The following is a 19272-nucleotide window of genomic DNA, read 5'->3' as shown; positions in this document are numbered from 1 at the left end:
GCTGGAAGTGCGCTGCGCGCACTCCAGCCCGCCAGGCGACCAGTCCCGGCCGGCCAAATCCAGCCTCGCCGGCGTTTGAGGCGCGGGGGTCTGGGGGCGGAGCCCCCAGGGGGTCCGGGGCGCAGCCCCGGGGAACGGGCGAAGGGCGGGGCGGGGAGCAGCCCGCGCAGCGGCCCACACAGCCGCACGCCGGCCCCCACCCCCGGGCCCGCCCGGCAAGGCACCGGCATGCGGCCCCGCCCCTCGGACCCCGGCAGATCTAGACTTGATGTCGGAAAACGGCCAGCCCGACGCCGGGGCAACCGGAATGCTGGAGCCATGTACACCGACACCGACCGCTGCGTGCGGGCCGTGCAGTCGAAGGACGCCCGGTTCGACGGGTGGTTCTTCACCGCCGTGCGGACGACCGGCATCTACTGCCGGCCCAGCTGCCCGGCCGTGCCGCCCAAGGTCGAGAACATGAGCTTCCTGCCCAGTGCCGCCGCCTGCCAGCAGGCCGGGTACCGGGCCTGCAAGCGGTGCCGGCCCGACACCAGCCCCGGGTCCCCCGAGTGGAACGCCCGCGCCGACGCCGTCGCACGCGCGATGCGGCTGATCCAGGACGGGGTGGTGGACCGGGAGGGGGTCCCGGGGCTGGCGCTGCGGCTCGGGTACTCGACCCGGCAGGTCGAGCGGCAGCTCAACGCGGAGCTCGGCGCCGGGCCCCTGGCCCTGGCCCGGGCGCAGCGCGCCCAGACCGCCCGGCTGCTCATCGAGACCTCCGAGCTGCCGATGGGGGACGTGGCCTTCGCCGCCGGGTTCTCCTCGATCCGGAACTTCAACGAGACCGTGCGGGAGGTCTTCGCCCTCACCCCCGGTGAGCTGCGGCTGCGGGCGGCCGGGAAGAACGGCCCCGGCCGGGGCGGACCGCGGATCCCCGGGACGATCAGCCTGCGGCTGCCGTACCGGGCCCCGCTCAACCCCGACAACCTCTTCGGGCACCTCGCCGCGACCGCCGTCCCCGGGGTGGAGGAGTGGCGTGACGGGGCCTACCGGCGGACGCTGCGGCTCCCGTACGGCTCCGGGGTGGTCGCGCTGGCCCCCGGGCCCGACCACATCGGCTGCCGGCTCGCGCTGACCGATCTGCGGGACCTGACCATCGCCATCAGCCGCTGCCGGTGGATGCTCGACCTGGACGCGGACCCGGAGGCCGTGGACGGCCAGCTGCGGACGGATCCGCTGCTGGCCCCGCTCGTGGACAAGGCCCCCGGGCGCCGGGTCCCGCGTACCGTGGACGCGGCGGAGTTCGCCGTACGGGCGGTCCTCGGGCAGCAGGTGTCCACCGCGGCCGCCCGGACGCACGCGGCCCGGCTGGTGGCCGCGTACGGGGAGCCGGTGGAGGACCCGCACGGCGGGCTGACCCACCTGTTCCCCTCCCCCGGGGCGCTGGCCGGCGTCGACCCCGAGTCGCTGGCGATGCCGCGCAGCCGCCGCACGACCCTCACCACCCTGGTCACGGCCCTGGCCGACGGCTCGCTGCCGCTCGGCATCGACAGCGACTGGGAGGCGGCCCGCGCCCGGCTGTCCGCGCTGCCCGGCTTCGGGCCGTGGACCACCGAGATCATCGCGATGCGGGCGCTGGGCGACCCCGACGCCTTCCTCCCGTCCGACCTGGGGGTCCGCCGGGCCGCCCGGGGGCTGGGCCTGCCGTCCACGCCGGCCGCCCTGACCGCCCGCGCGGGCGGCTGGCGGCCGTGGCGCGCGTACGCCGTCCAGTACCTGTGGGCCACCGACGACCACCCGATCAACCATCTGCCCGTAGCGCAAGGAGCACCGTCGTGAGCAGCAACGTCAGCAACGTCAGCAACGTCAGCAGCAAGATCCATACCGTCGTCGACAGTCCGTACGGGCCGCTCACGCTGGTCGCCACCGACGGGGTCCTCAGCGGGCTGTACATGACGGGCCAGCGCCACCGGCCGGCCGAGGAGTCCTTCGGCGAGCGGGTGGCGGAGGGCGAGGAGCCCTTCCCGGAGGTGCGCAGGCAGCTGGCGGCGTACTTCGCCGGGGAGCTGACGGAGTTCACCGTGCCGGTGCGGCTGGAGGGCACCGCGTTCCAGCGCAGCGTCTGGGAGCAGCTGGTGCGGATCCCCTACGGGCAGACGTGGTCGTACGGGCGGCTGGCGGCGGAGCTCGGCAAGCCGAACGCCTCGCGCGCGGTCGGCCTGGCGAACGGGAAGAACCCGGTCGGCATCATCGTGCCCTGCCACCGGGTGATCGGCGCCTCGGGCTCGATGACCGGGTACGGCGGCGGCATCGAGCGCAAGGTGCGGCTGCTGGAGTTCGAGAGCGGGACCCGCGCCTGAGTCAGATCACCACGAGCGGGGCGAGGAGGGCGAAGCCGGCGCCGGCCTCGACGGCGTAGGCGTAGAGGGAGGGGTGCTGGACGGGGGCGGCGAGCAGGACCACGCTGTTCTGGGTGGCGGCCGCCTTGATCCAGTCGTCGTCGGCGCCGAGCCGGCCCTGGTACCAGCCCTCGCAGGCGCCGGGTCCGGTGACGGCGAGGACGTCGTCCTCGCGGCGGTAGAAGGCCTGCCAGCCCTCGGCGGGCGCGGACCAGCCCTCGAAGTCCTCGAAGGCGGACCAGCCGCCCTCGCGTATCGCGGTGTCGAACAGCCAGATCGGCATCCCCTCTTCGGAGACCTCGCCGCCCGACTGCTCGTCGGTGGTGAAGTGGACCATGGGAAGGGCGTCGGGCCCGTCGGCCGTGCTCGGCCAGGCGTACATCGTGATCATCTGTTGATTCTGCCCTGGTCGGAGGAGTCCAAGTACGCGGGGTGGTTCAGGGGTTGACCGGCCGGCGGCCGTTCTCCAGCTCCACGGTGCCCTCGCCCGACTCCAGGGCGCGGTACGCCTCCAGGGTGCGCCGGCCGAGCGATCCGGGGAGGTGGCCGGTGAGTTCGGCGGGCTCGACGAGTTTCCAGGAGAGGAGTTCCTCCTCCTGGAGCTTGACGGAGTCGAGCTGCGCGGCGTCGAGGACGCCGCCGTCGTAGAGGTAGGCGACGAGCGGCGGGCGGCCGGCGCCGGTGCTCCAGTCGACGGCGAGGAGCCGGCCGAGCGGGACGTCGATGCCGATCTCCTCGGCGCTCTCGCGCCGGGCGGCCGTACGGGGTGACTCGTCGCTGTCCGATTCGACCGTTCCGCCCGGCAGGGCCCAGCCCTCGCGGTAGTTGGGCTCGACGAGCAGGACGCGGCCCTGTTCGTCGCGGAAGAGGGCGGCGGCTCCGGCCAGCACCCGGGGCAGGCTCGCGATGTAGGCGGCGAAGTCATCCGTGGTGGTCACGCGGCCACCCTAACCGGCGGTACGGGCCGCCGTGCAGGGCGGGCCCGGTCGGAACCCGTTCAGGTGGCGCCGCCGTCCTCGCGGTCGCGTCCGCGGAAGTCGGCGACGCGGCGCAGCCGGGGGTGGCGGGCCTGGCCCTGCTCGGTGATGGCGTCGCCGACCATGGCCTTGACGGCGTCCCGCAGCCCGTGGAGGGCGGGGTGGCGGGCCGGTCCGGCGCCGGGGTCCTCGCGCAGTTCCTTCAGCAGGGCCCAGCACAGCAGCAGCATGACGATCACGAAGGGCAGCGCGACCAGGATGGTGGCGGTCTGCAGGGACTTCAGGCCGCCCGCGACGAGCAGCACGGCGGCCACCGCGGCCATCAGCACGCCCCAGGTGACGACGAGCCAGGTGGGCGGGTGCAGGGAGCCGCGGCTGGTGAGGGAGCCCATGACCAGGGAGGCCGAGTCGGCGCTGGTGACGAAGTACGTCATGACCAGGAGCATGGCCACCCAGGAGGTGAGCGTGCCGAGCGGGAGGGCGTCGAGCATGGCGAAGAGGGAGGCCTCGGCGCCTTCCTTGACCTTGGGGGCGAGGTCGGCGGCGCCGGTGGAGTCGAGGCGGATGGCGGTGCCGCCCATGACGCAGAACCAGACGACGGTGGCCCCGCTGGGGACGAGCAGGACCCCGATGAGGAACTCGCGGATGGTGCGGCCGCGGGAGATGCGGGCGATGAAGGTGCCGACGAAGGGGGCCCAGGAGAGCCACCAGGCCCAGTAGAAGATGGTCCACGCGCCGAGCCAGGCGCTGTCGGTGAAGGCGCCGGTGCGGGTGGCCATGGGCAGCAGTTCGTGCAGGTAGCTGCCGACGCTCGCGGGGATGACGTCGAGGATGTAGACGGTCGGGCCGAGGACGAAGACGAAGAGCATCAGGGCGGCGGCGAGCACGATGTTGATGGTGCTGAGCCATTTGACGCCCTTGTGCAGTCCGGAGAAGGCGGACAGCACGAAGGCGGCGGAGAGCGAGCCGATGATGACGAGCTCGACGCCGGTGGAGTCCTCGATGCCGGTGGTGATGTGGAGGCCCTCGGCGACCTGGAGGGCACCGAGGCCGAGGCTGGTGGCGGTGCCGAAGACGGTGGCGAAGACGGCGAGCAGGTCGATGGCCTTGCCGGGGCGGCCGTTCGCCCGCTCCTCGCCCATGAGGGGGACGAAGGCGGAGCTGAGGCGGTTGCCGCGGCCCTTGCGGAAGGTCGCGTAGGCCAGGGCGAGGCCGGCGATGCCGTAGATCGCCCAGGGGGTGAGGGTCCAGTGGAAGAACGAGTAGTCCAGGGCGGCGCGGGCGGCGGCACCGGTGCCGGGGGCGGCGCCGCTGGCGGGGGGCGGGTTGAGGTAGTGGGTGAGCGGCTCCCCGACCCCGTAGAACATCAGGCCGATGCCCATGCCGGCGCTGAACATCATCGCGATCCACGCGAGGTTGCCGAACTCGGGCTCGGAGTCGTCGGCGCCGAGCCGGATCCGGCCGAAGCGGCTGATCGCGAGGACGACGCACATGACGAGGAAAACGTCGGCGGCGATCACGAAGAGCCAGGCGAAGTTGTTCAGCACCCAGGCGAGGGCGGTGGCGGAGGCGGTGTCGAAGGAGTCCTTGCCGAGGGCGGCCCAGCCGACGACGGCGAGCACGGCGATCACCCCTACGGCGACGATCCCGAGGTCGGGAGAGTCGTCCGCCGGTCCCCCGGACCCCGCTCCGGGGGCATCCGGACGTCCCTGTTCCAGTGATTCCGCGCTCATGGGGCCACACTATGCGTTGATATATCCCTATTTACGTGCATGGCGCGCCGCATGTGGCCCAGGCCACTCATGGGCATAGGAGGATCCTCCGGATAAGCTCATGGTGGCGCGACTGCACTGTTCGATAGCAAGGGATAGCAAGGTGACGGACGGAGCAGTAACTGAGGCCGCGCGCGTGCTCATCGCCGCGGACAAATTCAAGGGCTCGCTCACGGCCGTTCAGGTCGCCGAGCGGGTGACGGCCGGCCTTCGCAGGGCCGTACCGGGCGTGGAGGTCGAGACCCTCCCCGTCGCGGACGGCGGCGACGGCACGGTCGCGGCCGCCGTGGCGGCCGGTTTCGAACGCCGGGAGGTACGGGTCACCGGACCCCTCGGCGACCAGGTCACGGCCGCTTTCGCCCTGCGCGACGGCACCGCCGTGGTCGAGATGGCGGAGGCCTCCGGGCTCCAGCTGCTGCCGGCGGGCACCTTCGCCCCGCTGACGGCGACCACGTACGGCTCCGGCGAGGTGCTGAAGGCCGCGCTGGACGCGGGCGCGCGCTCGATCGTCTTCGGCGTGGGCGGCAGCGCCACCACCGACGGCGGCGCGGGCATGCTGGCCGCACTGGGCGCGGTGTTCCTGGACGCGAACGGCGAACCGGTCGGTCCGGGCGGTGGCGCGCTGGCGTCCCTGGCGTCGGCGGACCTGTCCGGGGTCGACCCCCGCTTCGCGGAGGTGGACTTCGTCCTCGCCAGCGACGTGGACAACCCGCTGACCGGCCCGAAGGGCTGCGCGGCGGTGTACGGCCCGCAGAAGGGCGCCTCGCCCGAGGACGTGGCGACGCTCGACGCGGCCCTCGCGCACTTCGCGGTGGTGCTGGAGAAGTCGCTCGGCGCGAAGGCGGCCGAACTCGCCGCCTCCCCGGGCGCGGGCGGCGCGGGCGGCATCGGCTACGGCGCGCTGCTGCTGGGCGCGAGCTTCCGGCCCGGCATCGAGCTGATGCTCGACGTGCTGGGCTTCGCCCCGGCGCTGGAGCGGGCCACGCTGGTCATCACGGGCGAGGGCTCCCTCGACGAGCAGACCCTGCACGGCAAGGCCCCGGCCGGGGTCGCGGCCGCGGCGCGCGCCGCGGGCAAGCCGGTGGTGGCGGTGTGCGGGCGGCTGCTGCTGGGGCAGGAGGCCCTGGAGGCGGCGGGCATCCGCAAGGCGTACCCGCTGACGGACCTGGAGCCCGACCCGGCGAAGTCCATCCCGAACGCCGGCCCCCTGCTGGAGCGCGTCGCGGAGAACATCGCCGCCGAGGTCCTCTGACCCCGTCCGGCCACGGCCCCGAGGCCCGTCACCCCCGTGGGGGTGGCGGGCCTCTGCCGTGCCGGGCCGGGGGTCGGGCAGCCGCTGCGCGGGCCGTCCAGGAGGTCCTGGACACCGAGCCGGTCCGCCTCCGGGGCTACGGGGTGTGAACCGCCGGAGCGGCGTCGAGCAGCTCGGCCGTGGTCACCACGCGGGCGAAACCGCCGCCCTGGAGGTTGACCGCGGTGGCGTCGGCCAATGCGTCGGCGGTCAGGGACAGCCCGCCCGGGCCGGCGAGGTCGAAGGTGTGGGTGGCGTCCAGCGGGACGAGCACCTCGTAGCCGAGGTTCCCCGCCATCCGGGCGGTGGTCTCGACGCACATGTTGGTCTGGATCCCCGCCACGACCAGCTGGCGGATCCCGCTCGCCGTGAGCCACTCGGCCAGGTCCGGGGTGCCGTAGAAGGCCGAGTTGACGGCCTTGGTGACCAGCAGCGCCTCCTTGCCCCGGCGCTCCTCGACGAAGTCCTTGAAGGCGTGACCGGGCTGGTCCGGGGCCAGCACCGAGCCGGGCCGCGAGGCGTGCCGGACCAGCACCACCGGACGGCCGGTCTCCCGCCAGGCGTCCATGAGGGCGGCGATGTTGCCCTCGGCGGCCGGGTTGTTGCGCTTCCCCCAGAAGGAGGCGTCGTCGAAGCCCTTCTGGACGTCGATCACGAGCAGGGCGCTGTCGGCGGCGATCTCGATCGCGTTCTGTGTCATGGCTCCATCGTGTCCGCCGGGCCGCGCCCGACCCAGGGGCGCCGGGGCCGCGAAACGATGAGATCCTGCCAGGCTGGCAGTACCTCCCCCGCCGGTTCTGGCACAGTGGCCCCATGCAGCGCGTCGCCATCGTCGCCCAGCCCGGGATCCGCAGCTTCGACCTCGCCGTCATCACCGAGGTCTGGGGCCCCGACCGCAGCCGCAGCGGGGTGCCCTCCTTCGAACTGCGCCGCTGCGCCCTGGACGACGGGCCGATCGCCCTGCCGGGCGGACTGACCCTGGTGCCCGACCGGGGCCTCGACTGGCTCGGGCAGGCCGACCTGATCGTCGTACCGGCGCTGGCCGAACCCGCCGACCCGACGCCGGAGCCCGTCCTCGCCGCCCTGCGCGCCGCGCACGCCCGCGGGGTGCCGGTGGCCGCGCTGTGCGCCGGGGCGTTCGTCCTCGCCGAGGCCGGGCTGCTGGACGGCCGCCGGGCGGTGACGCACTGGTGGCTGGCCCCGCAGCTGGCCGCCCGCTATCCGGCGGTGCTCGTCGAGGAGGCCCCGCTCTTCGTGGAGGACGACGGGCTGTGGACCTCCGCCGGAGTGGCCTCCGGGATCGACCTGTGCCTGCACCTGGTCCGCGAGGCGCACGGCGCGGAGGCCGCCGCCGCCATCGCCCGCTCGATGGTGACCGGCCCCTTCCGCACCGGGGACCACGCCCAGTACCTGGACCGGCCCACCCCGGCGGCGGACCGCACCGCCGAGGCGCTGGCCGCCGTACGCCAGCAGGCCCTGCGCCGGCTGCACGAGCCGCTGGACGTGGCCACCCTGGCCCGCTGGGCGGGCATGTCCCCGCGCTCCTTCGCCCGGCACTTCACCGCGGCCACCGGCACCACCCCGCACAAATGGCTGCTGAGCCGCCGTCTGGACGAGGCCCGCAAGCTCCTGGAGCGCACCGACCATCCGGTGCCGGAGGTGGCCCGGCGCGCCGGGTTCGCCAGTGAGGTCACCTTCCGCCAGCACTTCGGCGCCTCCTTCGGCCAGAGCCCGCGCGCGTACCGGGCGGCCGCGGCCAGCGCTCCCGCGGGCGGCGACAGTGTTAGAAATGGCTCATGACCGGACGTTCGGGTCGGCCCAGGGAGAAGCGTCCCGCGAGCCTGCCCGCACGCCTGTGGCAGGCCCGGAACAGCATCGCCGGCCAGGTCTTCTCCGTCACCGCGGTCATCGTGCTGGTGCTGATCACCACGGCCGCGCTGGCCCTGGTGCTGCAGGGCCGCTACGACATCGAGCAGAACGCCCGGGACCGCTCGCTGGCCACCGCCGAGGCCTTCGCCCACGCCCCCGGCCTGCCCGCGGCCCTGAAGTCCGCCGACCCGACGGCCGAGCTCCAGCCGCTGGCCGAGGGCGCCCGCCGCGCCTCGGGGGTGGACTTCGTCGCCGTCATGACCACCGACGGGATCCGCTACACCGACTCCAGACCCGAGCTGATCGGGCAGCGCGCCACCGGCGACCTGGCCCGGGCGGCGGCGGGCCGGTCCTTCACCGAGGTGTTCAAGGGCGATCCCAGTGACGCCGTCCGCGCCGTGGTCCCCGTACGGGACGCGCGGGGCACCGTCGTGGGGCTGGTCGCCACCGGCATCGAGGTGGAGAACGTGGGCGACGCCGTGGAGGGCCAGCTGCCGCTGCTGCTCGGCTCCGCCGCGGCCGCCCTGCTGCTGGGCACCGGCGGCGCCGCCCTGGTCAGCCGTCGGCTGCGGCGGCAGACCCGGGGCCTGGGCGCCGTCGAGATGGCCCGGATGAACGAGCACCACGAGGCCGTGCTGCACGCCGTGCGCGAGGGCGTGCTGATCGTCGGCGCCGACCACCGGCTGCTGCTCGCCAACGACGAGGCCCGCCGGCTGCTGGACCTGCCGCCGGACGCCGAGCAGCGGTACGTCGGCGAGCTCGGCCTGGACCCGCGCACCACCGAGCTGCTGCTGTCGGGGCGGGTCGCCACGGACGAGGTCCACCTGGCGGGCGACCGGCTCCTCGCGGTCAACGTGCGGCCCACCGAGCCGTTCGCCGGACGGCCGTCGGGCAGTGTGACCACCCTGCGCGACACCACCGAGCTCGCGGCGCTGTCCGGGCGCGCCGACGTGGCCCGGGAACGGCTCCAGATGCTCTACGAGGCGGGCGTGCGGATCGGCACCACCCTGGACGTGGTGCGGACGGCGGAGGAGCTGTCGGAGGTGGCCGTGCCGCGTTTCGCGGACTTCGTCACCGTCGAGCTGCTGGAGCCGGTGCTCCGCGGGGACGAGCCCTCGCCCGCGGCGGGGGTGCACACGCGGATGCGCCGGGCGGCGATGAGCGGGACGCGCACCGACCAGCCGCTCCAGCCGGTCGGGGACGTGATCCGCTTCGAGGTGCCGACGGCCCCGATGGCGGCGGCGTTGGCCGCCGGGCACGCGGTGCTGGCCGCCGACCTGCACGCGGCGATGGGCTGGCGGGCGCAGGACGAGCCCGGGACGAAGCAGGCCCTGGACTACGGGCTCCATTCGCTGATCTCCGTACCGCTCCAGGCCCGGGGCGTGGTCCTGGGCATGGCCAACTTCTGGCGGGCGGCGGACACCGCGGAGGCCTTCGACGAGGAGGACCTGTCCTTCGCGGAGGAGCTGGGGAAGCGGGCGGCGGTGTCCGTCGACAACGCCCGCCGGTTCACCCGCGAGCACGCCACCGCCGTGGCCCTCCAGCGCAGTCTGCTGCCCCGGGTGCTGCCGGAGGTGAGCGCGGTGGACACGGCGTTCCGCTACCTGCCCGCGAAGGCGGGGGTGGGCGGGGACTGGTTCGACGTGATCCCGCTGCCGGGGGCCCGGGTGGCACTGGTGGTGGGCGACGTGGTGGGGCACGGGGTGCACGCGGCGGCGACGATGGGCCGGCTGCGGACCGCGGTGCACAACTTCTCCACCCTGGACATGCCGCCGGACGAGCTGCTCGGCCACCTGGACGAGCTGACCGACCGGATCGACCAGCTGGAGGACGGGGATCCCGGCGAGGGGGACGCCGAGGGGACGGGCCTGGCCGGCGGCGCGGAGGAGCCGCCCGCCGGGATCACCGGCGCCACCTGCCTGTACGCCGTCTACGACCCGGTGTCCGGGCAGTGCACGATGGCCAGCGCCGGGCACCCCGGGCCGGCGGTGGTGCACCCGGACGGGCGGGTGGAGTTCCCCGAGCTGCCCACCGGGCTGCCGCTCGGGGTGGGCGGGATGCCCTTCGAGACGGCCCGGCTGGTGCTGCCCGAGGGGAGCAGGCTGGTGCTGTTCACGGACGGGCTGCTGGAGGACCGCGACCGGGACTTCGACAGCGGGCTCGCGCTGCTGCGCGAGGCCCTGTCGCGGCCGGGCCGCAGCCCCGAGCAGACCTGCGCGGACGTCCTGACGGCGATGCTGTTCCCGGTGCCGAGCGACGACATCGCGCTGCTGGTGGCCGACGCCCGGCGGCTGGAGCCGGGCAGGATCGCGGAGTGGGACGTGCCCGACGATCCGGCGGCCGTGTCGCGGGTGCGCCGGGAGGCCGCCGCGCAGCTGCGGGACTGGGGGCTGGAGGAAGCTTCCTTCACGGCGGAGCTGATCCTCAGCGAGCTGATCACCAACGCCATCCGGTACGGGAACGAGCCGATCCGGGTCCGGCTGCTGCGCGACCGGGCGCTGATCTGCGAGGTCGCCGACGGCAGCAGCACCTCCCCGCACCTGCGGTACGCGGCGACGACGGACGAAGGGGGCCGGGGCCTGTTCCTGGTGGCGCAGTACGCCGAGCGGTGGGGGACGCGCTACACGGAGCGCGGCAAGGTCATCTGGGCGGAGCTGTCGCCGTCGGGCGGCGAGGTCGCGGTGCCGCTGGAGATGGACCTGGACTCCCTGGAGGACCTGGCCTGGTGAGGGCGGCCCGGCCGGCCCTCAGCCGGTCCGGCCGGTGGGGGCGGTAGGGACGGTGCGGGCCAGGAGCACGGCCACGTCGTCCTGCGGGGCGTCGGGCAGCAGCCGGGCCAGGATGCCGTCGCACAGCTCCTCCAGCGGCCGGCCGGCCCGGCCCAGGGTCCGCGCGAGGCGGTCCATGCCCTCGTCGAGGTCCCGGTCGCGGCACTCGATCAGCCCGTCGGTGTAGAGGGCGAGGAGGGTGCCGGGCGGCAGCGGGACCTGCTCGGTGCGGAACTCCTGCCCACCGGTGCCCAGCGGGGTGCCGGGCGGCCCCTGGAGGAAGGCGACCCGCCCGCCGGGGGTGGCCACGGCGGGCGGCGGGTGTCCGGCGCGGGCGATGGTGCAGCCCCCCGCGGCCGGGTCGTGGACGGCGTAGACGCAGGTGGCCATCTCGTCCTCGCCGAGGTCGGCCACGACGGCGTCGAGGGAGCGGAGCATCTGGTCGGGCGGCACGTCCTGGCGGGCGAGGGTGCGCACGGCGGTGCGCAGCTGGCCCATGACGGCGGCCGCGTGGATGCCGTGGCCCATGACGTCGCCGATGACGAGGCCGGTGCGTCCGCGGGGCAGCTGGATGACGTCGAACCAGTCGCCGCCGACGTCGTGTTCGCTGGCGGGGAGGTAGCGGCCGGTGAGTTCCAGGCCGGGGACCTCGGGGAGGGCGCTGTTGGTGAGGCTGCGCTGGAGGGTGAGGGCGGCCTGGCGCTGGCTGGTGTACATGCGGGCGTTGTCGATGTTGAGGGCGGCCCGGGCGACGAGTTCGTCGATGAGTACGCAGTCCTGCGCGTCGAAGGGCTCGCGGGAGCGCAGCCGGGTCACGGCGACGGCCCCGAGGACCTTGCCGCGGGCGACCAGGGGCACCATGCGGGCGGATCCGAGGGTGGCCAGGTAGTCGCGCAGGGCCTCGGCGCGGGGGTCGGTGATCAGCGCGGGGATGTCGGAGACGTACAGGTTCATGGGCACGCCCTCGGCGATGACGCGCTCGTAGACGGTTCCGGCGGGGATCTGGAAGGTCTGGCCGGGGGCGAGGCGGGCGGTCGGGGCGTCGGGGTCGGGGAAGGTGGCGGCGAGGCGGCGCAGCACCCCTTGGGTGGAGGCGGCGGCGACGGCGCTCTCGTCGGGGTCCAGGACGGCTTCGAGGAGCTGGACGTCGGCGGAGTCGGCGAGCTGCGGGACCAGCAGGTGGGTGATCTCCTGGGCGGTCTGGCGCAGGTCGAGGGTGGTGCCGATGCGGGTGCCGGCCTCGGCGAGGAGGGCGAAGCGGGAGCGGGCCCGTTCGGCCTCCAGCTGGGCCCGCTGGCCCTCGGTGATGTCGATGAGGGAGGCGATGAGGCCGAGGCGGCGGCCGCTGCCGTCGAGGAGCGGGGCGTAGGAGCAGGACCAGGTGCGGTCGTGGTCGGGGTCGGCGGGGGTGCGGCCGGTGCGGCGGACGTCGACGACGGCGGTGCCCCGTTCGAGTACCTGCCGCATCGTGTCCTCCAGGGCGGTGGCGTTGACCCCGGGGACGACCTCGGTGAGGCGTTTGCCGAGGTGTTCGGCGGCGGACACCCCGTTCATCCGGGCGAGGGCGTCGTTGACGCGCAGGAAGCGCAGGTCGGGGCCGAGGGTGGCGAGGCCGATCGGGGACTGGGTGAAGAGGCTCTGGAGGGCGGCGAGGGAGTCCCGCATGCGCAGGACCTCGGAGGTCTCGACGGCGATGAGCAGGGCGCCGGTGCGGCCCTGGGGGTCGGCGGCGGGCACGATCCACATCTCCATGGCCACGCGGTGTCCGTCGCGGTGGCGGACGGGCAGGGTGCCGACGACGGTCTCGCCGGCCTGGACCCGGCGGGTCAGGTCGTCGGCGAGCTCGCGGTTGGCGTCCGGGACGAGCACGGCGGTGCCGGGGCGGCCGAGGATGTCCTCGGGGCGGTGGCCCAGCAGGTCCTGGGCGGCCAGCGACCACTCCACCACGCGACCGTCCGCGTCCTCCCGCCACAGGGCGATCGGGAGCAGTTCGCGCAGGACGCCCGCGTACCCGACCGCCGCCGCCGGCGGATCGGGCACCTTGCTCGTCGACTGGTACGTGTCCAATGCACCGACCTCACCCCGAGGGGGCCTGATTCGTACCGATTCACCCTATCCGAGCCCCCGGCTCGGGGCGCTCCGCGCGTTCCCGGGCGTCCGCCGGGCGTGCCGGACGGGCCCCGCCCCCGCGTCCGGGGCTCCCGGCAGCGGAAGGGGCCCCGGACCGCCGCGCGCGGACCGGGGCCCGGACCGTCCCCGGTCAGAAGTCGACCTGGGCCCGGACGTCGGCCCGGCCGACCGACTCCAGCTCCCAGGTGGTGCAGTACAGGCGGCGGATGTACTCGATGTCGGCGTTGCGGGCGCGGGCCTCGCGCACCGGGTACATGACCGTCAGCTCGTACGATCTCTCCCGGTTGATGTCGCCCTCCTTGTCGCGCCACTGACCGCGGCCCTCCTGGAGGGTCAGCCCGGAGGGAAAGCGCGGCGTGACCACGTCGGCGACGAACTTGTTGAACTCCTCCTCGGTGATCGGCGGGTGGCCGTTGTGCCGGCCGGTGCCGAAGTAGAGGTGCGTCGAGATGTACGCGCTGCCCGTGTCGGCGGTGTCCGCGCCGACCGACGCCGCGGGGGCGGTGGCGCTCCCGAGGGAGGTCTGCGGCGCCGGTCCGCCGAAGGCGAGCAGGAGCGCGGCCGCGGCCAGCAGGCCGGCGGCGGGCGTGGAGATCCTTATGCTGCGCATGCAGTCGTCCAATCAGTCCGTGGGTCGTGCGTGGTCCGCGGACCGGCGGGTGCCCGGGCCGCCCGGAGGCGGAGCGGGTGCCGGCCCGGGAGGTCTAGGCGGGCAGCGATTCCCGCAGGAAGGCCGCCGCGTCCCGCAGCGGGGCCGGGGCGGCCGGGTCGCGGCGCAGCGCCGCCGCCGTCCGGCGGAGGGTCTCGGTGGTGCGTACCGAGCCGATGGCGGCGGCGCCCGGGGCGATCCGCGCGATCAGTTCCTCCGCCTCGCGCCAGGCCCCGGCGCCGGCCAGGGCCGCGAGCAGCTCCGCGGTGAACAGGTGCCGGTAGGAGGGGCCGGGGGCGGTGGCCGCCCGGTGCAGGAGCGGGATGGCCCGGTCCCAGCGGCGCAGCCTGGCCTGGACCCAGCCCTCGTGGCCCAGCAGTTCGGGCTCGTCGATCCACCAGGCCCAGTGCGGGTCCCGGCGGGAGACCCCGTCGAGGAAGCGGCTGCGGGCCCGGGAGATCAGTTCCAGCGGCTCCGCGCGGGCGCCGAGCAGGGCCGTCGCGTGGGCCTGCCGGACCAGTACGAGGCCTGCGACGCGGGCGGGCAGCGGGCGGGGCCCGGTCACCCGGGCGGCCGCGGCCAGGGCGGCGCGCGGCCGCCCGGTGTGGGTGGCGAGCATGCTGTGGTTGAGCAGGACCAGCCGGGCCGTCCAGCGGTCGCCGCAGAGCTCGGCCAGCGCCAGCGCCCGCGCGTTCGCCCGGCGGGCGGCGCGGTAGCGGCCCGCGTCGAAGAGGATCCAGCCGATGACCTCGCTCAGCTCGGCGAGGGCCGCGAGCCGGTCCGGGCCGTACCCGCGCAGGGTCGCGGGGGCCGCCGCCAGTTCCGGGATCCGCCGCACGGCCTCGCGTACGGCGGGCACGGCGGCGCGCGCGCCGCGTCCGGCGTCCAGGGCCACCAGGCGGCCGATGGTGGCCACGGCCAGCCGGAGCGCCGCGTCCTGCTCCTCGGCTCCCCCGGGCGGGGCGGCCGCCGCCGTCATGACAGCAGGCCGGCGCCGGCCGCGCCGGCGCGGCGGTGGCCGAGGTCGTCGAAGGAGGAGGCCACCTTGCTGAGCCAGTCGACCTCGTCCCGGAAGTCCTGATAGGGGGGTCGCGCGGGGATGTCGGAGGCCTCGGCCCACTCGGCGCGCTCCGCCCGCTCCTCGGCCGGGCGGCTGAGCACGGCGCGCACCTGGAGGGCCTCGCCCAGGGGCGAGGTGGGGTCTTCGGGAAGGTCCAGGGAGCGGGCCACCCGGACGAAGTCCTCCAGGGAGAGGGAGGTGCGCAGGATCAGCTGGCCGTCACGTATCTCGATGACGCGCCGGTAGAGCCGGTAGTGCGGGTCCCGGGGCGGCACCCGGTCGCGCAGCCAGGAGCGCGGCGGGTCCAGTGCGATGTCCGGGGAGGCCTCGTACAGGGCCCACCACAGGGGCCGCAGCCGGAGGTAGGAGCGGTAGGAGCGGGTCCAGCCGCGGGCGCGGGTGATGCGGATGCCCCAGGAGGGAATGGTCCAGCCGGCGATCTGGAGGAGGGCGCCGACGCTGCCGCAGGTCCACTGGATGGGGTCGAGGGCGGCCGCGTCGTAGTCCAGGCGGGTGCCGGCGATCTGGATGCTCCGGGTGACGCAGTAGACGAGGATCATGCTGGCGCCGACGGTGACGGTGCGCATGCCGACCTTGAGCCACTGCCGGTTGGCCATCGTCGTGAAGCGCAGCGACAGCCGGACCGTCTCGAACTGGCCCACGGCGCAGATCAGCAGGTAGAAGGACATGTAGAGGGCGTAGCTGCCGTGCTGGATGCTGAGCAGGATGGTGGAGGTGGCCGTCTCCGAGTGCGCCACGGGGCCGACGGCGAACGAGGCGACGACCAGGACGGCGAGGGCCGCGCCGAAGAACACGACCCGGTGGCGGGCCATGCGCCGGGCCTCGGCGGGCGGCGAGGACCAGTACACGAGGACCACCTGCTGGGCTGCGGTCAGCACGACCACGGCGACCTGGGTGATCAGCGAGGTGATGTTCGGCAGCCCGAAGAAGGCGGAGATGTGCAGCCGGAGCTGGTCCAGGTCGACCAGGAAGCTGATCCCGGAGCACAGGAAGTAGGTGCACAGCGCCCACAGGGCGATGTCGTTCCTGCGGCGCAGCAGGTCCGGAAGGCGGTAGGCGAAGGCCGCGAGGCCCACGAAGGCGCAGACCCACGCGAGGACGGTGTAGATCACGCGGGCCCCTGGTCGGGCCGGCCGAGCCCGCTCTCGATGCGGGCCACGATCTCGGCGGCCTCGTCCGGTACGCCCCAGGCCCGCTCGGTCCAGCGCTTGGTGGCGCGGGCCAGGATCAGCGAGGCCATCGTCTCGGCCTCCTGCTCCTCGTCGTCGCTGTAGCGGGAGCGCATGAGGACGCCGCGGACCGCCTCGGGGTCGACGTCCGAGAACAGCCCGCCGGCTCCGCCGGGAGCGGTCGCCGCCTTCCCGGGCCGGTCCCCGCCCGGCGTGCCGCCGAGCTGGTCCAGCTGCACGGATCCGTTGTGGTCGAAGGCGATGTGGGCGAGCTCGTGGGCGATGATGTGTTCCTTGTGCGACGCCGAGGCGGCCTTCTCGAAGGCGATGATGTCGAAGTCATCGGTTTTCAGCCATATGCCGAAGAGGTGCCGTTCGGGGAAGGCCGTCGGAATCAAATGGATCGGCCGCCCGCGCTGCTCGCTGAGATATGCGTGGAGTTCGTCGATGCCGCAGCCGTGCTCCATGCCCCACTCCGCGAGCAGACCTTCGCAGGTGTGGCGGACCTTCTTGAGGCGGCGCCTGAGCCGCCTGTCCTCCGACGCCGGTAACGCGGAGCCCGGTAACTTCATCCCTCAGTCCTCCGGCGAACCCAGCGGTCGGACAATGCGGCCATGATGCCACACCCCAACTCGACGCTGCTCAAGGCCAGTTCTATTCGGCCATTCGCGCCGGGATATCCGCTGCCGCTTTCCCTTGACTATGGGATGAGGCGGAGGAAAATCGGTGATACACCGGAATACCGGAAAGAGCCGCACCCGCCTCGGGAGACGTCCCCCGGCCCGCGTGACCCTTGTTCCAGGCTCTGGCCAGGCCCCCGGCCGTTCTCGCGGACCACGGGAGCCATCGGCGACGGCGGATGGCTCATGGCACCGGCGGGACCGCCGGGGACTGTCACGTCCGGGGAGCCCGCGGAGCGGAGGGACGCGTTCCCTCACTTCCGCGCTCCCGCGCTCCGCGCGCCCCCGGCGCCACGACGACGCGGCCGGCCTGGGAATCAGCGCCCCGCGAGTACGCCCGCGATGCCCCGCGCGAGGCAGGGGATCCGTTCGGCGGAGATGCCCGCGATGTTGATCCGGCCGGCGGTGGTCCCGTAGATCGCGTACTCCCGGCGCAGCCGCAGCATCTCCTGCGCCGTCAGCGGGAGCATCGAGAACATCCCGCGCTGCCGGGCGAGCGAGCGGGCCTGCGCCTCCCACCCCATGGCGGTCAGGCGTGCGGCCAGGTCCGTCCGGTTGGCCTCGATCCGTCCCCGCATCGCATCCAGTTCCGTACGCCAGAGCTCCCGCAGCCCCGCGTCCTCCAGGACCGTGGTGACCACGGCCGCGCCGTGCTCGGGCGGCATCGAGTACAGGGTGCGGGCGGCGTTCTGCAGGGCCGTCTCGGCGTGCCGCACCGCCCGGTCCGATGCACCGAGCACGATGGCGCACCCGGTGCGGTCGCTGTAGAGGCCGAAGTTCTTGGAGCAGCTCACGGCGACGAACATCTCCGGGACCCGCTCGGCCAGCAGGCGGGTGGGGGCCAGGTCGGCCTCCAGCCCGTCGCCGAGCCCGTGGTAGGCGAGGTCGACGAAGGGGACCCAGCCGTTCCGGGCGGCCAGCTCCGCCAGCGCCGCCCAGTCCTGCGGGGCCGGGTCGGCCCCGGTCGGGTTGTGGCAGCACCCCTGGAGCAGGACCACGTCGTCGCGCCGGGCCCCGGCGAGGTCGCGCAGGACCCCGGCGGCGTCGAACCCGCCCTCGGCGTCGCACCAGCCGAAGGTGCGGACCGCCAGGCCCGCGGCCTCCAGGATGGGGCGGTGGTTGACGTAGGCCGGGTCGCTGATCCACACCGTGGTGCCCGGGCGGGTCCGGCAGATCAGGTCGGCGAGCAGCCGCAGCGCCCCGGAGCCGGCGACGGTCTGCACGGCCGCCGCGCGGTCGGACGGCCCCTGCGGGCCGAGGACCAGGTCCAGCAGGGCCCGGTTGAAGGCGGCGTTGCCGGACAGCCCGCGGTACTCCTTGGACTCGGAGCGCTCGGCGAGGCGCATCTCGGCCTCGCGGACGGCGGCCATCACCGGGGTGCGGCCGGTGTGGTCGCGGTAGACGCCGAGGACCAGGTTGAGCCGCTCGGCCCGCTCGTCGGAGCCGAACTCGTACGTCAGGTCCCACAGCGGGTCGGTGGGCGGCGGGGGGAGGAGCTCAAGCATCTGCGGGGACCTCGGGGCGGGGAGCGGTACGGACGGCGGCGGGACGGGCGGGGGTGCGGCGGCGGTTGGCGAGCACGACGCCGGCGGTGATCAGCGGTACGCCGACCAGCACGGCCGGGGTCGGGGACTCGCCGAGGACGGGGATGGCGAGGAGGACGACGGCGACGGGGCTGAGGCTGCCGACGACGGAGCTGCGCTCGGCGCCGAGGCTGCGGATGGCGTAGGCGTAGAGCAGGCCGGCGCACAGCCCGACCCCGAGCCCCTGCACCACGAGGAACGTGGCGATGTCGGCGCCCGTCGCGTGGGCGAGGCCGGTCGGGAGCGCACCGGTCAGCACCAGCAGTCCGATCACCGCGAAGGAGGGCAGGCACAGCAGCCCGATCGACCCGACGGGGTCGAGGTCCACGTCCCGCAGCCCGACCGTGTACAGGGCCCACAGGCCGCTGGCCACCAGCAGGGTGCCGGCGCCCTCCAGGACGTCGGTGTCGACGGGGACGACGTACCGCCAGACGAGGGCGGCCACCCCGGCCGCGATCAGGGCGAGCCCGGCCACCTGCGTGCCCCGGGGCAGTCCGTGGCCGCGGGCGGTCATCAGGGCGGCGACGAAGAGCGGGACCATGCCGGGGACGATCGAGCCGACGAAGGCCGCCGAGGTCAGGGATCCGCCGTGCATGGCGGCGAGGAAGAACGGCACCCCCGCCCCGCAGACGATCTTGATCGCGGCGCCCGGCTTCACGGCGGCGATGCGGCGCCGGCGCCGCCACAGGGCCGGCAGCAGGACGAGGAGCGGGACGCCGAAGCGCAGCAGGGCCGCGTCGGCGGGCATCAGGGTGGAGGCGCTGAGGCCGCGGGCACTGAGCGCGAAGGCCGCCCAGATCGCCACGGTGACCACCAGTGCGGCCATGCCGCGGGCCTGCGGTGACGGTCCGCGCCGGACGGGGTTTCCGGCCGGCGGGACCGCCGTTCCGTGAGGCGCGGCCGCGCCGGTGGTGTTGGTCGC

The 19272-nt window shown here is 74.5% G+C and carries 16 protein-coding genes; 5 read left to right on the top strand and 11 right to left on the bottom strand.

The window, feature by feature from the left end:
* Positions 1 to 318 precede the first annotated feature (318 nt).
* Together ACIPW5_RS23625 and ACIPW5_RS23620 are read left to right on the top strand one after the other, a co-directional pair.
* Complete coding sequence (locus tag ACIPW5_RS23625; protein WP_401248185.1) at positions 319 to 1821, top strand: AlkA N-terminal domain-containing protein; 1503 nt, start codon at positions 319 to 321, stop codon at positions 1819 to 1821.
* Complete coding sequence (locus tag ACIPW5_RS23620; RefSeq protein ID WP_401248182.1) at positions 1818 to 2342, top strand: methylated-DNA--[protein]-cysteine S-methyltransferase; 525 nt, start codon at positions 1818 to 1820, stop codon at positions 2340 to 2342. The genes ACIPW5_RS23625 and ACIPW5_RS23620 overlap by 4 nt, the downstream gene beginning before the upstream one ends.
* Position 2343: 1 nt before the next feature.
* Here the strand turns inward: ACIPW5_RS23620 and ACIPW5_RS23615 are convergent, their stop codons facing one another.
* The 3 genes from ACIPW5_RS23615 to ACIPW5_RS23605 are packed head-to-tail and all read right to left on the bottom strand — an operon-like array spanning position 2344 to position 5091.
* The gene (locus ACIPW5_RS23615; protein WP_042802173.1) at positions 2344 to 2772 is read right to left on the bottom strand and encodes a hypothetical protein; all 429 of its coding nucleotides are present in this window, start codon (positions 2770 to 2772) and stop codon (positions 2344 to 2346) included.
* 46 nt (positions 2773 to 2818) lie between these two features.
* Positions 2819 to 3319, bottom strand: coding sequence for an NUDIX domain-containing protein (locus ACIPW5_RS23610; RefSeq protein WP_401248178.1), 501 nt, complete (start codon positions 3317 to 3319; stop codon positions 2819 to 2821).
* A 59-nt stretch (positions 3320 to 3378) separates the two neighbouring features.
* Positions 3379 to 5091, bottom strand: coding sequence for a BCCT family transporter (locus tag ACIPW5_RS23605; protein WP_401248175.1), 1713 nt, complete (start codon positions 5089 to 5091; stop codon positions 3379 to 3381).
* 142 nt (positions 5092 to 5233) lie between these two features.
* On the opposite strand from ACIPW5_RS23605, the gene ACIPW5_RS23600 reads away from it, so the two are divergent.
* Positions 5234 to 6382, top strand: coding sequence for a glycerate kinase (locus ACIPW5_RS23600; protein ID WP_401248172.1), 1149 nt, complete (start codon positions 5234 to 5236; stop codon positions 6380 to 6382).
* A gap of 136 nt (positions 6383 to 6518) precedes the next feature.
* Here ACIPW5_RS23600 and ACIPW5_RS23595 read toward each other — a convergent pair whose 3' ends face one another.
* Complete coding sequence (locus tag ACIPW5_RS23595) at positions 6519 to 7121, bottom strand: cysteine hydrolase family protein (RefSeq protein WP_401248169.1); 603 nt, start codon at positions 7119 to 7121, stop codon at positions 6519 to 6521.
* A gap of 113 nt (positions 7122 to 7234) precedes the next feature.
* On the opposite strand from ACIPW5_RS23595, the gene ACIPW5_RS23590 reads away from it, so the two are divergent.
* Complete coding sequence (locus ACIPW5_RS23590; protein WP_401248166.1) at positions 7235 to 8221, top strand: GlxA family transcriptional regulator; 987 nt, start codon at positions 7235 to 7237, stop codon at positions 8219 to 8221.
* A complete protein-coding gene (locus tag ACIPW5_RS23585; RefSeq protein WP_401248163.1) occupies positions 8218 to 11019 on the top strand; it encodes a SpoIIE family protein phosphatase in 2802 nt (933 codons plus the stop codon). The genes ACIPW5_RS23590 and ACIPW5_RS23585 overlap by 4 nt, the downstream gene beginning before the upstream one ends.
* Positions 11020 to 11037: 18 nt before the next feature.
* Here ACIPW5_RS23585 and ACIPW5_RS23580 read toward each other — a convergent pair whose 3' ends face one another.
* The 7 genes from ACIPW5_RS23580 to ACIPW5_RS23550 form a co-directional block, all read right to left on the bottom strand.
* A complete protein-coding gene (locus tag ACIPW5_RS23580) occupies positions 11038 to 13125 on the bottom strand; it encodes a SpoIIE family protein phosphatase (protein ID WP_401248160.1) in 2088 nt (695 codons plus the stop codon).
* A 193-nt stretch (positions 13126 to 13318) separates the two neighbouring features.
* Positions 13319 to 13798 (bottom strand): DUF3574 domain-containing protein, encoded by a 480-nt coding sequence (locus ACIPW5_RS23575; RefSeq protein ID WP_401248158.1) that lies wholly within the window; start codon positions 13796 to 13798, stop codon positions 13319 to 13321.
* Positions 13799 to 13892: 94 nt separating this feature from the next.
* On the bottom strand, positions 13893 to 14816 hold the full coding sequence (locus ACIPW5_RS23570) for a DNA-binding protein (protein ID WP_401248155.1): 924 nt from the start codon (positions 14814 to 14816) through the stop codon (positions 13893 to 13895).
* Entirely contained in the window at positions 14813 to 16030 is a 1218-nt protein-coding gene (locus tag ACIPW5_RS23565) for an MAB_1171c family putative transporter (RefSeq protein ID WP_401248153.1), read from the bottom strand. The genes ACIPW5_RS23570 and ACIPW5_RS23565 overlap by 4 nt, the downstream gene beginning before the upstream one ends.
* Positions 16027 to 16659 carry a hypothetical protein gene (locus ACIPW5_RS23560; protein WP_401248150.1) on the bottom strand — a complete coding sequence of 211 codons (633 nt, stop codon included), beginning with the start codon at positions 16657 to 16659 and terminating at the stop codon, positions 16027 to 16029. Before ACIPW5_RS23560 ends, ACIPW5_RS23565 begins: the two co-directional genes overlap by 4 nt.
* 425 nt (positions 16660 to 17084) lie before the next feature.
* Positions 17085 to 18272, bottom strand: coding sequence for an aromatic amino acid transaminase (locus ACIPW5_RS23555; RefSeq protein ID WP_401248148.1), 1188 nt, complete (start codon positions 18270 to 18272; stop codon positions 17085 to 17087).
* Entirely contained in the window at positions 18265 to 19176 is a 912-nt protein-coding gene (locus ACIPW5_RS23550) for a DMT family transporter (RefSeq protein ID WP_401248145.1), read from the bottom strand. Before ACIPW5_RS23550 ends, ACIPW5_RS23555 begins: the two co-directional genes overlap by 8 nt.
* Positions 19177 to 19272: the final 96 nt, after the last annotated feature.

Source organism: Streptomyces sp. NPDC090077 (genome assembly GCF_044747545.1).
Taxonomy (GTDB): domain Bacteria; phylum Actinomycetota; class Actinomycetes; order Streptomycetales; family Streptomycetaceae; genus Streptomyces.
Note: the sequence above shows the minus strand (reverse complement) of the source record. Positions and strands in the feature narration are given on the sequence as shown.